This window comes from Stenotrophomonas maltophilia, assembly GCF_003970865.1.
Lineage (GTDB): Bacteria > Pseudomonadota > Gammaproteobacteria > Xanthomonadales > Xanthomonadaceae > Stenotrophomonas > Stenotrophomonas maltophilia_AR.
Genome location: NZ_RXLZ01000026.1, coordinates 28,015 through 44,742, shown reverse-complemented (window position 1 = coordinate 44,742; position 16,728 = coordinate 28,015). Strand labels below are relative to the sequence as shown.

The window sequence follows — 16,728 nt, the reverse complement described above, 5'->3', positions numbered from 1 at the left end:
GTTGGGTGTGCGTCCTGCCGGTTACAGGCCCAGTGCCTTGGCCTTGAGCGCGTCGTAATCGCTCTGGGTGATCAGGCCCAGATCGAGCATTTCCTTGGCCTTCTTCAGCTTGGCGACCGGATCGTCGGCAGCCGGGGTGACCGGCTGCTGCATGCCGCCGACACCGAACATGCCAGACGCCATGCCGACACCGACCAGGCCTGCCGCACCGCCGTTCTCGCCGGCCGACTGGATGCCTTGGGCGACGCTGGCCTGCAGGTTGGAATTGCCGCGCGAACCGGACAGCGCATCGGCGCGCTGTACGGTCTTCAGCAGTTCGCGGGTGTTTGCGTCGTACTCGATCGAGACGATGGCGGTCTTGACAATGGCCAGGCCGCGGTCGGACTTCCACTGGTAACCCTGCTCGACGGCGGCCGACAGGCTCTGCGCGAAGCCCAGCGAGTCCTGCTGCAGCTTGGTGATGCGGTTGCCCTTGCCCGGATCGTTGGTGTACAGGCTGAAGGCCGGTGCGAGCGAGCCGACTACTTCATTGAACAGCTGGCTGGCGGCGGCATTGTCCAGATCGGTGAAGTCGAACACCTGGCCCGGCTGCAGGTAGCTGGCCGGCACGAAGTTCTTCACGAACAGGATCGGGTCGACGATCTTCAGCGTGTACGAGCCACGGGTGACCGCGCCGACCTGGGTATTGAGGAAACCGTCGTCCCAGTAGATTTCCGACTGGGTGCCGAAGCGGTTGTCCGGCAGTTCCTTCAGCGAGACGAAGTAGGCCGCCTGCTGCGAGCCCGGCTGGCCGCCGAACTTGAAGCGCTCCCAGCTCTGCTTGATGAAGGTGCTGACCAGGCCGTCGCCAGCGAATATCGACTGCGAGTTCAGATCGTCCGAACGCCACTCGTAGCCACCCGGTTCGGCGACGAACGCGGTGATCGCGCCGTCCTGGAACAGCAGCAGGCCGTAGCCCTCCGGCACGACGATCTTCGAGCCGTTGCTGATGATGTTGGACGAGCCGCTGGTGTTGGAGCCGCGTCCGGCATTGGTGCCCTGCGGCACCGCCGCGAACAGGGCCGCCGTGGACGGCAGGCCCGCCGGCACGGTGTAGAAGTCCTTCCACTGGTCGGCCAGCACACCGCCAACCGCACCCTTCACCGCCTGTACCAGACCCATGACCAACTCCCTGTGATTCGAGGGCAGGCACCATGCCTGCCGAGCTGGACTGAATATAGCAGTGGCCGGGGGCGGCTGTGGTGCCGGTGGGTGAATGCCGTTGCTCCTTTCGACCGCTTGTGCCGTGATCGGCTCAGCGGGTCACGGCAGTAGAATGATCTGGCACCGGGGCGCGCCGCCGAGACATAATCGGCGTGCCTCGAACGAGGCAGCATGAACTTCAGAGTATCAACGGAAGAACAGGGGGATTCATGGAAGTTATTCGCGTTCTGGTTGAAGAGCCTTCCGAAGGCAATGTAAGAAATGGCCTGGCGTCGATGCGGTCCGGCATGGCACGCGTGGTCGAAGTGGGTGCCATGGAAATGGACGATAGTGTCCGAAAAATGGCCGATCATTTCTCGAAGATGCTGGAGGATGGCTTTCTGGCGTCGACTTCAGTAGTTGTGGATGAGATCGAACTTTCGTTGGCCGTAACCGCAAGCGGCGGCGTTGAACTGCTCGGGAAGTTCTCGGCCGGGACCCAGGCGGGGCTCAAGCTCAAGCTCAAACGGAAGGGCTGATGGGATGAGTACTCAAGCCAGCAGTTTCATCGAACGTCGGAAGCAGGAACAGGATCACCCGCTCGGCAAAGTGCGTCCGGAACTGATCGCTGAGATTGCCGAGGAGCTGGAACTACCTGTGGCAACTGGCTTGCCAGATGCCACCTGCCGGGTGCAGATGGTTCTTCGAGATCTGCGGCCGCTGCTTCCAGAGTCCATCATCAGCCGCCTTGACGATGGCCGGATCTCAGCTGCGGAGATCTGCGAGCACAACCCTGCCGTATACGTCCAGACGTTCCAGGACGGGAGTTACGGCATCGTGATGACCTCAGCGCTCCCCGAGTACCTCTATCGGGTCGCAAGACCTCTTTCCAGTGCGCTCATTCGTCTTGAAAGCAATCCTTCCAGGGGGCTTGAGCTTGACGAGCTGGCACGCATTCTCGGCGAAATTGTCTGGTGGCAGTGCGAGGGCAGTTTCGGCCCTGACTACGAAATCTCAAAGCATCAGCGCATCTATGCCAGCGAGCTCGCCATGCGTGCTCAGCGTTTTCTGGTTGCACATGAACTCGCGCATGTGATGTGTGACGTCGAGGATAAGCTGCGGGAGGAGCGGCCAGAAACTGTCGGCGCCGTGGAGGAGGAGCTTGTCTGCGACTACATCGCGGTGCAGCTCTCGATGCACGCCAGTTCGGCGCGTGATGATGATCCGAATTTTCACATGCTCAGCTATGCAGCTGCGGAGTTCGCGCTGCAGTCGTGGTCCTTGCTGGAACGCCTGGGCGATCATGCGCCTGTTGCGGACTCTCATCCTGCTCTCCCAGATCGGCTTGCGGCGATGCGACAGGCACTGCGCGATTGCTGTGAGGACGAAGCGGCATTCGAACAGATCGTCCTGGTTGCAGATCTGATCGATCGTGCGTTCGCCAGGGCTGCTGATCTGCTGCCAGACATCGAAGCGCGGTTCTCCGTCGAGGCCGATGCATTCGCAGACGCCATTCATGCGCTGCTTGATGAGTGCTCACTCGAAGATGTCCCTGACTACTCCCGATTCCGGGAAGAGATCAGGCCCATTCTTGGGCGTGGTTATCCAGTGAAGCTTGTCGAGGCAGTGCTGAGTCCGGTGATCGATGGATTCTTCCTCGCAAATCGATCGGGATCGCCTGAGTTCTCTGATGAAGAGATCAGCCGGCGCTTTCGGCGGATGAAGCTCCTTTATAGTCTGCAGGGAAGTTATTCAAAGCCGATGGACACACTTCTGGAGTGTGTATTCAGCCGATACCGATGAGGCCAGGGCAGCCGTCCCAGCCATGCCGATGACTGGCTGCGGCGAGTTGTTCAAGCAGCTACAACATGTACGGAATCTTGAACGCCAACGTGAAGTCCGGCGCATCCGGGGTCAGCCCGATGCCCAGCAGCGTCACCAGCGTGGTGTGCTGGTTCAGCGCATAGGTAACACCCAGGTTCAGGGATGCCGCATTGGCGTCACTGCCGATCACCTTCATCCACTTGCCGCCCTGGAAGCGGGTGGAGGCGCGGGCGCTGATGCGGTCACTGAAGGACAGGCTCAGGCTGGTCCGCTCGTTGAACGCGAAGGCCACGCCTGCGCCGAAGTACACCGAGCCGCCCAGCTTCACGTCGCCCGGGTTGACCGTGTCCGGATTGCTGTCGATGTCGTTGAATCCGCGTGGGATGGAGTGCACATAGCCGATGTTGGCGAACAGGATGGCCGGGTCGGCAGTCTTCACCATCGACAGGCCGAGGTTGGCCTGCCATACGCCGTTGCCGGTGGGCTGCTCGCGCGGCACGGCGAAGCGGATGTAGTCGTCGTCATCGCGCTCGATCACCTTCCAGTCCAGGCCGTAGGGTGCGCGCCCGGTGGGGGCGGTGACACCGGCCGTGAGCACGGTCTCCGGACGCCAGCCGCGTTCGCCGAACAGCCGGTAGTTCGCGCTCAGGCCAATGTCGCCCAGGCCGTTGCCGTTGGTCTGCTCCTGCGCGATGGCGGCCGCTGCACCGCCGGCACCGCCTTTCTGGTACACGGTGCGCCGCGCCAGGTAGGGCACATCCAGGTTGAGCGTCAGGTTCGGGCTGACGCCCCAGCGGGCCGCCACGTTGTAGGTCAGCGAGTCGGACTCCACGTTCTCGATGGCGATGTTGCCGAGGAAGATCGCGTCCAGCGCGAGGAAGCCGTTGAGGGTGAGCTGCTTGCGGTCGTAGCGTGCGTAGGTGAGGCTGTTCTCGATGGTGAAGCGGCGCGAGAACAGGGCCGATTGCTGCTGCTTCACGTCGTCCACGCTGCGCCGCGACTCCTGCTTGGCCTGCTGGGCCTCGGCAGCGGTACTGGCGTAGCCCTCGCTGCTCGGCGGAACCGCGGCGGCGGCCGCCTGCGCCAATGGCGCGGCCGGTGGGGTCGAGGCTGGGCCAACCCGCCCGCCCAGGCGCGCCTGCATCGCCTGCACCTGCATGTCCAGTTCGCGCAACCGCCGCACTTCCTGTGCGTAGTTGGCCTTCAGCTGTTCCAGCTGGTTGGCCAGGGCCTGCACGTCAGCGCCATCGTCAGGCGTCGGCGGTGCAGCAAGGGCGGTGCCCGCCAGCGCCGCCAGCGCCAACGGGGTGATCCTCATCAGGGTGTGCATGTTCGTGTCCTGCGTTGTGGAGCGTTTCCCCCAATGCCAGGCCCTGCTACTGGCCCGGCCCCATGCCGCGGTTCAACGCAATCGCCTGGGCCACGTTCTGGCTCAACGGCAGATTGCCGCCCACGGCGTTGCGCACCAGCTCCAGCCGCAGCTGGTTGCTGGCGATCTGGCCGTCACCGGCGAGGGCGATGCCCTGGCCGACGCTGCCATTGCGGATCCACTGCTGCACCAGCCCCTGGCCATCCACCTGCAGCAGCAGGCGTGCCTGGTTGCCTTCCAGCACCGCCGTCGCGCTGGCGCCGCCCTGCTGCGCACTGACATTGCCTGCGCCATCAGAAAGAACCGCCGGCACGCCACCCTCGCGAACGGTCAGCGTGGTGACGTTGCGCGCGACATTGCCATCGCCGGCCACCTGCACGCTCTGCACCAGGCCGCTGGCGTTGGCCAGGCCGCTGCTGTCGATGCTGCGTCCGTGGGTATCGGGCAGCGGCGCGTCGGCTGCCGTGACATGCACGCTGGGCTGGAAGCTGAGTTTCGGCGCCCCACCGCCACGGAAGTCCATGCCCAGGGTCAGGCTGCCCTGCAGGGTCGTGCCGTTGCTGGCCTGCCACTGCGACACCATGGTGACCCCGAACCAGGCAACGTTGTTGCCGCCCACGGTGTAGCGGCCCCGCATCAGGCTCAGCTCCGGATCGGGGATTTCCGTGAGTCCACGCCCGATCCTGCCGTCGGCGGCCTGCAGGGGCAGGGCAGGGGCCATCAGCAGCAGAGCCATCCATACGTGTTGGCGGAACATGGTCGTACCTCCTCAGAACAGGTCGGCGTGGCTGAAGCCGAAGTCGACCAGTTCGGCATCGGTGATCGGCCCCTGCCGCGCGTAGAGCGCGCGGGCACTGGGCCGTTCGCTGGGTTGCAGAAGAACCGTGTTGCGATCGAAATCGCTACCGATCACCACGAAGACCGCGCGCGATGGCCAGGCGGCCAGGAACTCCGGCAGCGCCAGGCTGCGGTTGCCCAAGATCGGGTCGGCCACTTCGACGATGCCGTTGCGCACCTGCTTGAGCACCACGAAATGGCGGAATCCACGTACGTCCATCAGCACCAGTCCTGGCACGCGAAGGGTGCGCAGTCGTGTTTCGTCGATGCGGTAGCCCCGGCCACGCATGCCCAGCGATTCCACGTAGCGCTTGATGTCGAGCAGCGAGAAGCCGCGTTCTGCCACCAGCGCTGGATCGGAAACCCCCATCATTCCTTCGATCACCGTCGCTTCGTCGGTCTGCAGGTGATAGGCATGGCGCAGGATGGTCGCCAATGCGGCCGCCCCGCAGCTGTAGTCGGTGTGCTGGCGCACCACGTTGCGGTAGCGCCGCTCCTGCATGCTTTCGACCTTCTGCTGCAGCAGCGCGCCGTTGGGCAGCACGCCGGCGAAGTGGACCTCGCCCGCCCATGCCGATGCGGTGCCCAGCAGCAACAGGCAGGCCAGCAGGCGCATCGATGGAGGGCAACGGATCATCTACGTTCTCCGGCAGCAGGGGGGAGCCCCCGTTCCAAGGGGGAGGAGGAACAGGGGCTCCCGGGGACCCGGCCATTGGCGGACGGCCGGGGTGTTGCGCTTACTCGCCGTTGCCGCCACCGCCGCCGGTGCTGGGCTGGGCGACTGCCAGGGCCAGGCTGTTGGCCTGCAGGTTGCCGGTGCCCGCAGCAACGTTCACGCCGATGTTGCCGGAGGCGCCCGAGAAGGCACTGCCGGACAACGCCGAGGTGTTGGTCGCGTTGACGTTCACCCAGCGCGTGGTGCTGACCGTGCCGCTGAGGCTGGCATACAGGTCGGCCACGCCCAGTTCGACGAACTGGCTGGTGCCACTCTCACGCGTATCGAAGCCCAGGCCGCCCACCCCCGGCCGGTTGGGGTTCATCGTGGCGTTCTGGATCTCGTTGTCCAGGTCGATGTGGCCGGTGCTGTTGCCACCCGGGTGCGGCAGCTCGCCATTCCACGTATCCAGGTAGTAGTTGGCCATCTGGTAGGCGTTGCCGGTGCCGCGGTAGGTGCCGGCGCCATAGGCCAGGGTCAGGCCGCTGACGCCGCCACGCATGCCGACCTGCACGGTATCGGTGTAGGACTGCACGAAGCCGGCATTGCTGACCGTGTTGCCGGTGGAGACCTGGTTGGAGCTGATGCTCGACTGCGCCACCGCCGTGGTCGCTACCGAGGCCGCGAGCGCGTTCTTCTGCTCGTTGTTGTTGCCCGAGGCGATGTTCACGCCGATGTTGCCGGACGCGCCGCCGAAGGCGTTGCCGCCGAGACCTGCGGCGTTGGTGACGCCGGAGTTCATGGTGGCGTTGCCGAAGCCGGCCTGGTTGACGAACACCTCGGCGTCGGCCATGCCGAAGCTGAAGGACGCATCGGCAGCGGACAGCGACGCGGCATTGTCCTGGGCATTGTTGTCGCCGGAGACCACGTTGAAGCCGAGATTGCCCGATGCACCGGCGCCAACGCTGTCACCGATGGACGCACTGTTGGTGACCAGGCTGTTGCTGGTGGCGTTGTTGCTGATCGACTGGCGGTTGTCGATCACGGCAATGGCCGCCGAGTCGAGGTCGATGTCGCCGGTGATGTTCGGGTCGCCGGAGAAATTGATGTCGGTACTCAGCCGCAGGTCCTTCTCCAGGTTCACGTCGACGCCGTGGTTGTTCTTCTCCTTGCGTTCGTCGGCCTGGATGTTGCTGTGCTTCTGCACATTGACGTTGACGGTGCGGTTGCGCACGTCGTTGTCAGTGTGGTTGTGGGTGTCGTTGCGGGTTTCGCTGACGGTGTGGTTGTGGTTGATGTTCGCGTTGGCGTTCTGGTTGTCCCAGCCATTGGCCGCAGCGGCGGTCGAGGCAGTGGCAATCGCCATGGCGAGCATGGTCTGTTTGACGGTCGCTTTCATGGTGCCCTCTCTCTCATCAGGTGGTGCATCGGTTGGGTGGTTGTCACGGGCGGTCCTGCACGACCAGGCCCAGTACGTTGGCCGTGTCGTTGCCGTTGCCCGCGATCTGATTGAGTTGCAGGACCCCGTCGAATCCCCGCAGTGCGGTGCTGGCTACACCGGCGCTGCGGGTGCCCGTCGCGACGCCGCGACCGGTGTCGTCCCGCCCCCCTGCCAACGCGGAACCCTCGGCGGCCAAGGCCGTATCGTCGGTTTCGCGTATGCCCTGTCGGGCCAGCGTCGCGCTGACGACGTTGAGCGTCGTGTTGGCGATGCCGCTGGCCTGGTTGATGGATGCGATGCCACTGGCACCGGCCAGTGCGTCACCGCCAATGAATGCAGTGGCCTGCAGCGGCCCGGACAGCACGCGGTTGTCCTGCTGCAGTTGCCGCGCATTGATCGCCACGTCGGCGCGATCGCCCTTGGCGATACCCCGCAGGTTGGCCTGCACGTTGAGGTCCCCGGCGGCCTGGTTCACGGCGATGGCGCCATTGGCCCCGGCCAGTGCGTGGCCGTCGATGCGGGCCACGTCGAGATAGGCGAGCATGCCGCTGTAGTCATCGGCCCGGGTTGCCCACGGCGCGGCAGCGAGCAGCAGAAGCAATCCGTGCAGGGCTTTCATTTTCCACCTGCCGGGGCCGTGCCCTGCAGGGGGAACTGGGCCAGTGCGCCGCGCACGGTATCGGCGATACCGCGGGTGCTGTTGCCGACCGCACCGAGCGGACCACTCATGGCGCCCCCCAGGTTGCTGCCGACCATGCCGTCGCCACTGCGGCCAAGCGTGCCGCCCAGGGCCTGCTGGGTGACCCGTTCAACGGTGGTTCCACCCGGCGCCGCGATGGACGCTGCCTGGCCGGCGCCCATGCTGGCATAGTCCTCATCGCTCAACTCGTCCATGCCGGTCGTCGTGCCGCCGGCACCCAATGCGGTGGCGATCTCGCGCTGCGGCTTCGGGTCGGCAATCAGCGCCATGCCCGGTGGTGCCATGCGATAGGCCGGCCGCGCGGAGACGTCCCGCAACAGGACGATTTCGCCCGGTTGTGCCTTCACGCCCTGGCGGGCGCCCGATGCGGACGCGTCGGCGCCAACCGACAGCAGGGCTGTTGCCAGCGCTGCGGCCAGGCCGCGAATTAGGGTGGTGCCGTCCATGCCGATCTCCCGCGATGGGTGCGGCGGAACCACGCATCAACCGTGCCAACTTCGAAGTGCCCACGCGCCAACATGGTGACCGTGCAGCACCTGACCGGGCTGCTGCCATGCTGTTACAGGCACGTCGCGGAATTGTTGGGATTTCGGAGCCCCAGGCACCGCAGGGCAAGGGCGGCGGGCGACTGTCGCATCGGTGTTACAGGTGACGTCGCCGTCTGCAACGGTGCCGCTTCAGCCTCGAATTTCTTGACGCACTGCTCATTGCGTCGCCGTTTAGGGAAGCGCTAGGATCCGCCCAACAAAGGCCACCCCGGTGGCCGTAGAGGTCCCGGCGGGGGGCGGCACGCCGGTGATTGCCTGACAGTCCGCCGACGGTGTCCGGATGCTGGGGGAAGCATGGCAGCGGTCCCGGAGGCTTCTACGTCACGTTGCGTGCTCTGGTTTGGCGAGCCGTTGGCAAACGAGCGCAGTGCGCTGGCGGCAGCGGGCTGGTATGTGCGCAGCATCCATCCCGATCCCGCCATGGCGATTGGCCTGCGTGGGCGCGATCGTTTGCTCGCCGTGCTCGATCTGCGCCATCTCGATGCGGTCGCGCTGCAGCTGCTGGCGCCGTGGATCGAGCAGCACCAGCATCTGCCCTGGCTGGCGGTACTGCCACCGGGTGCCGGACCCACATCGCCGGCTTGGCTGCCGTTGCTGCAGCGATGCTGCGCGCGCTTCACGCTGCCGTTCGGCCTGCAGGACCTGGTCTGCGCAATGCGCCAGCAGTTCGACGCGGATGATCCGCCTGTCGACGCAACCTGCAGTGGGCACGGACCGCACGCGTTGATTGGCGAAAGCGCCGCGTTGCATGCGGTGCGCACGGTGCTGCACAAGTTTGCGCCGGTGGAACTGCCGGTGCTGGTCACCGGTGAAACCGGTACAGGCAAGGAACTGGCCGCACACGCGCTGCATGCGCTGTCGGGGCGCGCCGGCAGGCCTTTCATTGCAGTGAACTGCGGTGCGATTCCGGCCAACCTGGTGCAGTCGGAGCTGTTCGGCCACGAACGTGGCTCGTTCACCGGTGCCGACAAGCGGCAGATCGGCGTGTTCGAATCGGCCCATGGCGGAACGGTGTTTCTTGATGAGGTGGGCGATCTGCCGGCGGAGGCACAGACCAGTCTGCTGCGCGTGCTGCAGGAGGGAACCTTCGAGCGCGTGGGCAGCAGCCAGCCGCTGCGCGCAGACGTGCGTGTGCTTGCCGCGACCCACGTCGAGCTGGAACACGCGGTGGCGCAGGGGCGGTTCCGCAGCGATCTCTACTACCGTCTGAATGTGCTGCGCCTGCTGATGCCACCGCTGCGCGAGCGCGGTGCCGACGTGCAGCTGTTGGCCGAGCACTTCCTGCGCTGCTTCCGGTTGCGCCACGGCGTGCGTGCACGCGGCTTTGCACCGGCCGCAGTGCAGGCCATGCGGCGCTTCGACTGGCCCGGCAACGTGCGTGAACTGCTGAACCGTGTGCAGCGTGCAGCGATCATGGCCGAAGGCGAGCTGATCAGTGAGCGTGACCTGGAACTGGGCGCATCGGCGGCGGTCCTGCCCGCGGCGATGCTGCACGATGCACGGGGGCAGGCCGAGCGCGATCTGCTGCTGCAGACCCTGCGCCAGACCGGCTACAACGTCTCCGAGTGCGCGCGGCAGATGCAGATATCGCGGGTGACGGTGTATCGCCTGTGCCGCAAGCACCGGCTGGAGCTGCCTGCGCAGCGCTGATCAGCCGGCCGCCAGGTGCTTGAACAGGCGCAACGGCTTGCCCGCGACGCGCTCGATCACGCCCTTGGCTTCCAGGTCCAGCTGCACGGCCTTCAACCACCAGCCGGCGGTGGCACCTGCCGGGAACAGCGAGGCGGGCAGGTGCGGCAGCAGCGCCTGTTTGGCCTGCACAACCGTCAGGCCTGGCGGTTGCGCAGGCAGCGCCCGCAGCAAGGCATGGCGCATGGCGAGATACTTGGCGCGATCCACGCGCTGGATGTGCCCGGGCGTGGTGATGCTCTCGATCTCGATCCGCTCGGGCTCAGACATGGGTATCTCCCGCGATCTCGATGCGTGGGCTGCGGAAGCCCATGGCGATCCAGGCCTTCATCAACCGGGCATAGAACCGCAGCGACCGGGTCTCCAGGTTCGGCACATCGTCGGGAAGGACAGACGCATCGGGAAGATCACTGACCATGGTCCGCATCTCCACGGCGGGTCTTGCCGATGCCGGCCACAACAGGCCATACAGGCTCAGCCAATGGCCGCCGCTGAACTCCAGGAACAGCGGCGTATTGCAGCATCCCGCCAGGACGCGGCGGCTGCCGCCCCTGCTGGACAACCGCAACGCGCGCAGCATGGCATGCCCGGCATCGATGCTGACGCGATCCTTGCGGTGCATTACGAAGAGCGTCTGGCCGTGCGGGCCCAGTACGTCCGGTGCTCGGGGCATCGACTGCAGCATGGCGCCGGCCTTGCGGCAGCTGTCGCAGCAGCATTCGACGGTGGCAATGGGTTGGCCCGTGGCGGTCAGGCGCACCTGGCCGCAGGTGCAGGCAAGGGACTGGTGTGAGGCCATCTGCGCTTTCTCCTGGGTAGTCATCCTCTCGACGAACCGGGGTGCCGAAAATCGACAACATCCGCCTTCAAGGGCGCATCATCCGGTAGCGGATGCGGTACAGGTCCAACCCTGCACCGTCCGCGCGCCGTGCAGAATAGGTCAAGGTGTCGGGTTGTGAGCCATCCAGCATCGCGCCGTAGCTGTCGCCGGAGACCTCGTTCAAGGGGGAGGGCAATGCAAGGCCCGCGTCATAGTGGCCTCCACGCTGGTAGGCAATGAACTGGCGCACCGGTGCACTGCCGAAGTCCAGGGCGCGGGCAAACACCAGCGTCCGGCCGTCGCCCAGGAAGGTGGCATCGAACTCCTGCGCTGCGGTATTGAGGTCTCCCGGCAGCGGCCGTGCCGGCTGCGCCATGCCACGCACCATCGCAGCGACGTAGAGGTCATGGCCACCCGCACCGCCTGCGCGATCGCTGGAGAACAGCAGCGTGGCGGCGTCCGGCGAGAGCATCGGCGCGAACTCATCGGCCGCGCTGTTCACTGCGGGGCCAAGATTGACCGGCTCCGCGAATCGACCGTCGCTCCCCATGCTGACCCGATACAGATCGTCGCCGCCCTGGCTGCCTGCGCGATCCGAACAGAAATACACCACGCGGCCATCGGCGGAAAAGGCGGGATCGAAGTCGCGCCCCGGCGTGTTGAACGGCACCGGCGTCGCCGGCCGCCAGCGCTGCCCATCGTTGCGGGAGACCCAGATGTCATACCCGCCCGGACCGCCCGGGCGGTTGCGGCTGAACCACAGTGCGGTTTTTCCGTCCGGGCTCAAAGTCAGTCGAATCTCGTCGTACTGCGTGGATGCAACGCCCGGGGCAAAGCGCTCGGCCGGGCCGACGATCTGCAGCACCCTGGATGGAGACGCGGCAGGCGACGCAGCAACCAGCAGCATCACGGCCAGCAGCGCCTTCATGCCTGTCGCTCGAAGTCGCTGACCCAGTTGGTTTCCCAGCTGCGCCCACCATCAATCGAAGCCGCCTGTTCCCAGCGCGCCGAACGCAGGGTGATGCGCGACCAGATCACCCGCGTCTGGATTGATCGACCGTCGTGCTGGTCTTCGCCGAAGAAGCGGCCGACACCGGCCTGGAAACCACCGCGCAGTGGCGCGCCGATGCGGGTCGGCTCCCGGCCATCCAGCCACCAGCTCAGCCAGTGCTGCTCCGCCGCGTTCCAGGCGCGGATGCCCATGCCGCGCAGCGGTGCTCCAGGCACGTCCATCAGGTTGTCACCCACGTTGCCGAATCCTCCCAATACCGGCCAGTTGTGCAGGGTGCCGTTGAACGCGTCCCACGCATCGCTGCCTGCCAGCCGAGCGCGCAGGCGACGATGGCGCACGTTCCAATGACCCACCAGGAAATCAAAATCGCCCGGCGCATCCGGCAGTTTCGGAAGCGGAGAGGGGATCGCAGCGGTGCGGCGGAACCCGTTGCGCCAGTTCACTTCCCAGTGCGCACCAGCATCGTCGGAGAACGCCTGCTCCCACCACGGCTCCTCGCCGTGGATGTCATGCCAGCGGAACCACACGTCGATGGGGCGTCCGTCGATCCGGTCGGTGCCGCGGAAGCTGCCCGCATCGCCCTCGAAAACGCCACGCACGGGGGCTTCGATATGGGCAGGATTGCGGCCATCGATCCACCAGATCGACCACGTGGAAGACACCGGATCAAATGCACGTACGCCCAGGCCCCTGTAGGCACCTGAAGGCAGCGCCATGACGTTGTCATCGATGGTGCCGAGTCCGCCCAGGGTGAGCCAGACCGCGCTGGAACCGGTGAAGGACTCCCAACGGGTATCGCCGACCAGGCGCTCCTTCAGGCGTTGGTGCCGGACCTGCCAGTTACCCTGCAACCATTTCCAGTCTTCGCCGTGGCTGGCCAGCGCCCGCCCGGAGGGCAGGGCAGTCGACGCCGCCGCGGCGGCCAGGGTGGCCAGGAACTGCCGTCGATCCATGTGCGTGATCCCCTGTGGAAGGTGCCTCCATCGTTGCGGACAGGAGGGGGATTGACCACGCAGATATCGGGGCTCAGGCTAAGTCACACTTATGGTCACCCAACGCCAGCTGCCATCGCTTGCCGCCATCCGCGCCTTCGAGGCGGCGGCGCGGCTGGGCAGCTTCGCGCGTGCCGGCGAAGAGCTCGACACCAGTGCGGCATCGGTGAGCTATCACGTGCGGCGGCTGGAGGCCCAGACCGGTACCTGCCTGTTCGTGCGCCACGCACAGCACGTGGAACTGACGGTGGCAGGTGCCAGCGTCGCCCAGGAGGCCACCCGGGCATTCGATGCACTGCGCGCCAGCTTCATGCGCGCCGCTGAGGTGGATGCGGCGCGACTGCGCCTGTCCGTGCTGCCAACGCTGGGCACCAGTTGGCTGACGCCGCGGCTGGGCACGTTCCGCGCCCGCCACCGGCAGTTCGTGCTGGAGCTGGACCTGTCGGCAGAGCCGCAGGATCTGGCCGCCGGTCACTTCGATGCGGCCATCCGCAATGGCCAGGGCGAATGGCCAGGTCTTCAGGCAACTCCCTTGTTTCCCAGCGTGTTCACACCGTTGTGTGCGCCAGCGCTGCTGCCGGCGGCGCGTGGGCTGGGCAGCGCCGTGCTGGAGATTCCCCTGCTCGGGCGGCCGGACTGGTGGGCGCTGTGGTTTGCCGCGCACGGGCACATTCCACCGCCGGCACCGGAGAGTTTCGTCGCGCCCTTTGCCGTCGAGCATCTGGATGTCGGCGCCGCGATCGCAGGGCAGGGCATCGCCATTGGTTCGCCGATCCTTTTCCAGGCCGAGCTGGACAGCGGGCGGCTGGTGCAGGCGCATCCGGGTGTCGCCAGCGATGGTCGCAGCTTCTGGTTCGTGGCACCCACGGCGCGGAATGGCAGTGCCAAGGTCATTGCATTGCGTGACTGGCTGGTCGAGCAGGCCGCCGAGGCGCGGCGTGCGAGCCGCCATTACCTGGCCCAGGCGGTGATGCCATGAACCAGAGCCCCGAACTGCTGCGGCGCCTGCTGCGTGCCAAGGACCGGATGGATCGGGCCAGCCATGAGGAATGGCCTGTCGCGCGCCTGGCCGAGGTCAGTGCAGTGTCGCCGGCGCACTTCGCCCGCTCGTTCAAGCAGGCCTTCGGGCTGCCGCCGCACCGCTATCTCCTCAGCCGGCGCATCGAACGGGCCGTGGCGATGTTGCGTGACACCGACCTGCCGGTCACCGAAATCGCCGCGCAGACCGGGTGGAGCAGCCTGGGTACCTTTGGCCGCATCTTCCGTGACATCACCGGTGACAGCCCGGGCAGTGTGCGTGAGCGTGAGCGTGCTGGCCAGGCGGCGTCGGCCAGCGTGCCCGAATGCCACGCACGCGCCGCGCAGCGCCCGGACCTGAAGATCGCAGTTTTGGAGAAGCGCCGCCGCGAGGCGATTGCTAACGTGGACCCCATCTGAGGGAGGTCCCATGACGAACACTGTGAACACGGTCGGCCTGTATGTGCGCGACCAGGATGAGGCGCTGGCGTTCTACGTCGGCAAGCTCGGCTTCGAAGTGCATACCGACGTACGCAACGGCAGCTACCGCTGGCTGACGGTACGCAGCCCGGGCCAGGACGGCTTCCAGCTGGGTTTGTTCGTGCCAGGCCCGCCCACCCACGATGCGGCCACCGCGCTTTCGCTGCAGCAGCTGGTGGCCAAAGGCGCAATGCCGCCCCTGGTGCTGGCGGTCGATGACTGCCAGGCGCGCTACACGCAATGGCTGGCACAGGGCGTGGAATTCACCCAGGAGCCGATCGAGCGCTATGGCGCCGTCGACGCCGGATTCCGTGACCCGTCCGGCAATGGCTGGAAGATGATCGAAGCCCGCTCCGAAGCGAGGCGTCGTCAATGAGCCGGGGTGGCTGGGCGCGGCCCGTGCATCGCTGGACCTCGATCGTCTTCACCCTGGCGGTGATCGCCAACTTCGTGGTGCGCGGGCTGGGGCAGGGCGAGCCTGCGGCGTGGATCGCCTATTCGCCGCTGCCGCCGCTGTTCCTGCAACTGTTCACCGGCCTGTACCTGTTCGCGCTGCACTACGCCGGAAAGCGCCGCAGCGCCGTACTGGGCGCTGCGGGCTGAGCAGGGTCAGGCGACGGCGTTCACTGCGTAGGCGGCAAGCAGGGCCGGCAGCTGGTCCATGCGCTGGAAGATCACCTTTGCACCGGCAGCGCGCAGGGCTTCGGGCGTACTGTGGTGCGGGCCGCCCTCACTGAAGCCGAAGACGGTGGCGCCTGCGGCAACGCCCGCAGTGGCGCCGGTGACGGTGTCCTCGATCACCGCACAGCGCGTCGGGTCCACGCCCAGTGCTGCGGCAGCAGCCAGATACACGTCCGGGTGCGGCTTGGTGCGTGGCATGTCCTGGCCGCTGAAAACGTGGTCGCCGAAGGCATCGAGGATGCCCACCTTGCCCAGCTGCAGCTTCACCTTGAACAGGTCGGCACCGGAAGCGCAGGCGATCCGCCCGCCGGTGGCCGCAGCGATCGCACGCACGGCCTCGGGCGCCCCCTGGATCGCTTCAAGGTCACGTTCCAGTGCCCGGTTGCGGTGCTGGCGGAACTCCTCCAGCCATTCCTCGGTGAACGGCTTGCCGGTGCGCTCCTCGATCAGGCCTGCCAGATGGGCCACGGACTGGCCGAGGAAGACTTCACCCGCCTGCGCCGGGGTCAGCGGCCAGCCGCGTGCGGTCAGCATTTCCGAGAGAACGCGGGCGACCAGCGGCTCGGAGTCGACGAGTACGCCGTCGCAGTCGAACAGCACGGCATCAAACGGGAAACGGGACATCTACAGCTCCAGGGGGCAATGCGGTGGTGCAATTGCCCGCCATTTTCCCACAGCCATCCTTGCGTGGCACCCGGACCGGGTGCCACCCGTTCCCGGCAGGCCGGTCAGCCCAGATCACAGCCCGCCGGCTGCGGCCAGGTGCTGGTCGGCAGCATGTTCTTCAGCGAGGCCGGTGCGTTGATCGCCACGTAGCTGGCACCCAGCAGCTCCTCCAGATCGGCGATGGTCACCAGGTAGCTGTCGAGGCTGCCGAGATTGGCTTCGTTGGGAATGATCCAGCTGATCGCCTTGGCCGTGCCGGTGTTCGGATCACGGGTGATGATGGTCTTCCAGAAGAACTCCGGCGTCGGGATGCCGTGGCTGGAGAGGAAGTAGTCGTTGGAGGCGTCGCCGTAGACCACACCACCATAGACATCCACCGGCGCAATGTCGCGGTAGCACTCGGCCACGTTCTCGGCCTTCACCCAGATGCCCTGGTTGAAGCTGGACACCTGCGGGACGATGTTGGTCATGTAGTTGGCGCGGCGGATGTAGGTTGCGTTGTAGTCCATGTGGTTGGACGTCACCAGATGGCCACGGTCATAGCCGGAACTGATGCTGGCGTACGAGGCGGTGCTGCTCTGGCCCACGCAGCCGGCCGGCAGGTCGGGGTCCTTGTAGAAACTTGACGGGCGCGCAGTCGAGCCGGTGTCTGCGGTGAGCGTGTACTCGTAGCGCGTGGCGCTGTGGATGCTGCAATCGTAGGTGAGCACGAAGCCACCCTTGTTGAGGGTGACGACCTGGGCCTGGGCAGCGCCGGCGACGGCACTGAGGACGAACGCGAGGAAGAAGCTTGCAAGGCGCATTGCGGTTCTCCA

Annotated in this window: 20 protein-coding genes; 7 read left to right on the top strand and 13 right to left on the bottom strand. The window is 66.1% G+C overall.

Features of this window, described 5'->3' with window-relative positions; genetic code table 11:
* Nucleotides 1-21: 21 nt before the first annotated feature.
* Entirely contained in the window at nt 22-1,161 is a 1,140-nt protein-coding gene (locus EKL94_RS10585) for an SPFH domain-containing protein (RefSeq protein WP_126929065.1), read from the bottom strand.
* Between the two features lie 251 nt (nt 1,162-1,412).
* On the opposite strand from EKL94_RS10585, the gene EKL94_RS10580 reads away from it, so the two are divergent.
* Complete coding sequence (locus tag EKL94_RS10580) at nt 1,413-1,721, top strand: Pepco domain-containing protein (protein WP_126929064.1); 309 nt, start codon at nt 1,413-1,415, stop codon at nt 1,719-1,721.
* Nucleotides 1,722-1,725: 4 nt separating this feature from the next.
* Nucleotides 1,726-2,985 (top strand): phage exclusion protein Lit family protein, encoded by a 1,260-nt coding sequence (locus EKL94_RS10575; protein ID WP_126929063.1) that lies wholly within the window; start codon nt 1,726-1,728, stop codon nt 2,983-2,985.
* 58 nt (nt 2,986-3,043) lie between these two features.
* Here the strand turns inward: EKL94_RS10575 and EKL94_RS10570 are convergent, their stop codons facing one another.
* From EKL94_RS10570 to EKL94_RS10545, 6 genes are all read right to left on the bottom strand, one after another.
* A complete protein-coding gene (locus EKL94_RS10570; RefSeq protein ID WP_126929062.1) occupies nt 3,044-4,336 on the bottom strand; it encodes a transporter in 1,293 nt (430 codons plus the stop codon).
* Nucleotides 4,337-4,382: 46 nt separating this feature from the next.
* The gene (locus tag EKL94_RS10565) at nt 4,383-5,132 is read right to left on the bottom strand and encodes a hypothetical protein (RefSeq protein ID WP_126929061.1); all 750 of its coding nucleotides are present in this window, start codon (nt 5,130-5,132) and stop codon (nt 4,383-4,385) included.
* Between the two features lie 12 nt (nt 5,133-5,144).
* Nucleotides 5,145-5,849, bottom strand: coding sequence for a C39 family peptidase (locus EKL94_RS10560; protein ID WP_126929060.1), 705 nt, complete (start codon nt 5,847-5,849; stop codon nt 5,145-5,147).
* 100 nt (nt 5,850-5,949) lie between these two features.
* The gene (locus tag EKL94_RS10555; protein ID WP_126929059.1) at nt 5,950-7,266 is read right to left on the bottom strand and encodes a FapB/FapC family functional amyloid domain-containing protein; all 1,317 of its coding nucleotides are present in this window, start codon (nt 7,264-7,266) and stop codon (nt 5,950-5,952) included.
* A 43-nt stretch (nt 7,267-7,309) separates the two neighbouring features.
* Nucleotides 7,310-7,927 (bottom strand): FapB/FapC family functional amyloid domain-containing protein, encoded by a 618-nt coding sequence (locus EKL94_RS10550; protein WP_126929058.1) that lies wholly within the window; start codon nt 7,925-7,927, stop codon nt 7,310-7,312.
* Nucleotides 7,924-8,454 carry a FapA family amyloid fibril periplasmic chaperone gene (locus EKL94_RS10545; protein ID WP_126929057.1) on the bottom strand — a complete coding sequence of 177 codons (531 nt, stop codon included), beginning with the start codon at nt 8,452-8,454 and terminating at the stop codon, nt 7,924-7,926. Before EKL94_RS10545 ends, EKL94_RS10550 begins: the two co-directional genes overlap by 4 nt.
* A gap of 396 nt (nt 8,455-8,850) precedes the next feature.
* On the opposite strand from EKL94_RS10545, the gene EKL94_RS10540 reads away from it, so the two are divergent.
* Nucleotides 8,851-10,206 carry a sigma-54 dependent transcriptional regulator gene (locus tag EKL94_RS10540; protein ID WP_126929056.1) on the top strand — a complete coding sequence of 452 codons (1,356 nt, stop codon included), beginning with the start codon at nt 8,851-8,853 and terminating at the stop codon, nt 10,204-10,206.
* Here EKL94_RS10540 and EKL94_RS10535 read toward each other — a convergent pair whose 3' ends face one another.
* The 4 genes from EKL94_RS10535 to EKL94_RS10520 all read right to left on the bottom strand — a co-directional run bounded on the left by EKL94_RS10535 (nt 10,207) and on the right by EKL94_RS10520 (nt 13,030).
* A complete protein-coding gene (locus tag EKL94_RS10535; RefSeq protein ID WP_126929055.1) occupies nt 10,207-10,515 on the bottom strand; it encodes a DUF6958 family protein in 309 nt (102 codons plus the stop codon). It abuts the gene before it with no gap.
* Entirely contained in the window at nt 10,508-11,044 is a 537-nt protein-coding gene (locus tag EKL94_RS10530) for a GFA family protein (RefSeq protein ID WP_126929054.1), read from the bottom strand. The genes EKL94_RS10535 and EKL94_RS10530 overlap by 8 nt, the downstream gene beginning before the upstream one ends.
* 67 nt (nt 11,045-11,111) lie before the next feature.
* The gene (locus tag EKL94_RS10525; RefSeq protein WP_126929053.1) at nt 11,112-11,993 is read right to left on the bottom strand and encodes a TolB family protein; all 882 of its coding nucleotides are present in this window, start codon (nt 11,991-11,993) and stop codon (nt 11,112-11,114) included.
* Complete coding sequence (locus tag EKL94_RS10520) at nt 11,990-13,030, bottom strand: hypothetical protein (protein ID WP_126929052.1); 1,041 nt, start codon at nt 13,028-13,030, stop codon at nt 11,990-11,992. Before EKL94_RS10520 ends, EKL94_RS10525 begins: the two co-directional genes overlap by 4 nt.
* Before the next feature lie 91 nt (nt 13,031-13,121).
* Here EKL94_RS10520 and EKL94_RS10515 point away from each other — a divergent pair, with 91 nt between their 5' ends.
* The 4 genes from EKL94_RS10515 to EKL94_RS10500 are packed head-to-tail and all read left to right on the top strand — an operon-like array spanning nt 13,122 to nt 15,169.
* Complete coding sequence (locus EKL94_RS10515; protein WP_126929051.1) at nt 13,122-14,048, top strand: LysR substrate-binding domain-containing protein; 927 nt, start codon at nt 13,122-13,124, stop codon at nt 14,046-14,048.
* Nucleotides 14,045-14,506 (top strand): helix-turn-helix domain-containing protein, encoded by a 462-nt coding sequence (locus EKL94_RS10510; protein WP_126929050.1) that lies wholly within the window; start codon nt 14,045-14,047, stop codon nt 14,504-14,506. The genes EKL94_RS10515 and EKL94_RS10510 overlap by 4 nt, the downstream gene beginning before the upstream one ends.
* A gap of 10 nt (nt 14,507-14,516) precedes the next feature.
* A complete protein-coding gene (locus tag EKL94_RS10505; RefSeq protein WP_049450762.1) occupies nt 14,517-14,942 on the top strand; it encodes a VOC family protein in 426 nt (141 codons plus the stop codon).
* Entirely contained in the window at nt 14,939-15,169 is a 231-nt protein-coding gene (locus tag EKL94_RS10500) for a hypothetical protein (RefSeq protein WP_126929049.1), read from the top strand. The genes EKL94_RS10505 and EKL94_RS10500 overlap by 4 nt, the downstream gene beginning before the upstream one ends.
* 6 nt (nt 15,170-15,175) lie before the next feature.
* Here the strand turns inward: EKL94_RS10500 and EKL94_RS10495 are convergent, their stop codons facing one another.
* Nucleotides 15,176-15,871 carry an HAD family hydrolase gene (locus tag EKL94_RS10495; protein ID WP_126929048.1) on the bottom strand — a complete coding sequence of 232 codons (696 nt, stop codon included), beginning with the start codon at nt 15,869-15,871 and terminating at the stop codon, nt 15,176-15,178.
* A gap of 104 nt (nt 15,872-15,975) precedes the next feature.
* A complete protein-coding gene (locus tag EKL94_RS10490) occupies nt 15,976-16,716 on the bottom strand; it encodes a DNA/RNA non-specific endonuclease (RefSeq protein WP_126929047.1) in 741 nt (246 codons plus the stop codon).
* Nucleotides 16,717-16,728 lie beyond the last annotated feature (12 nt).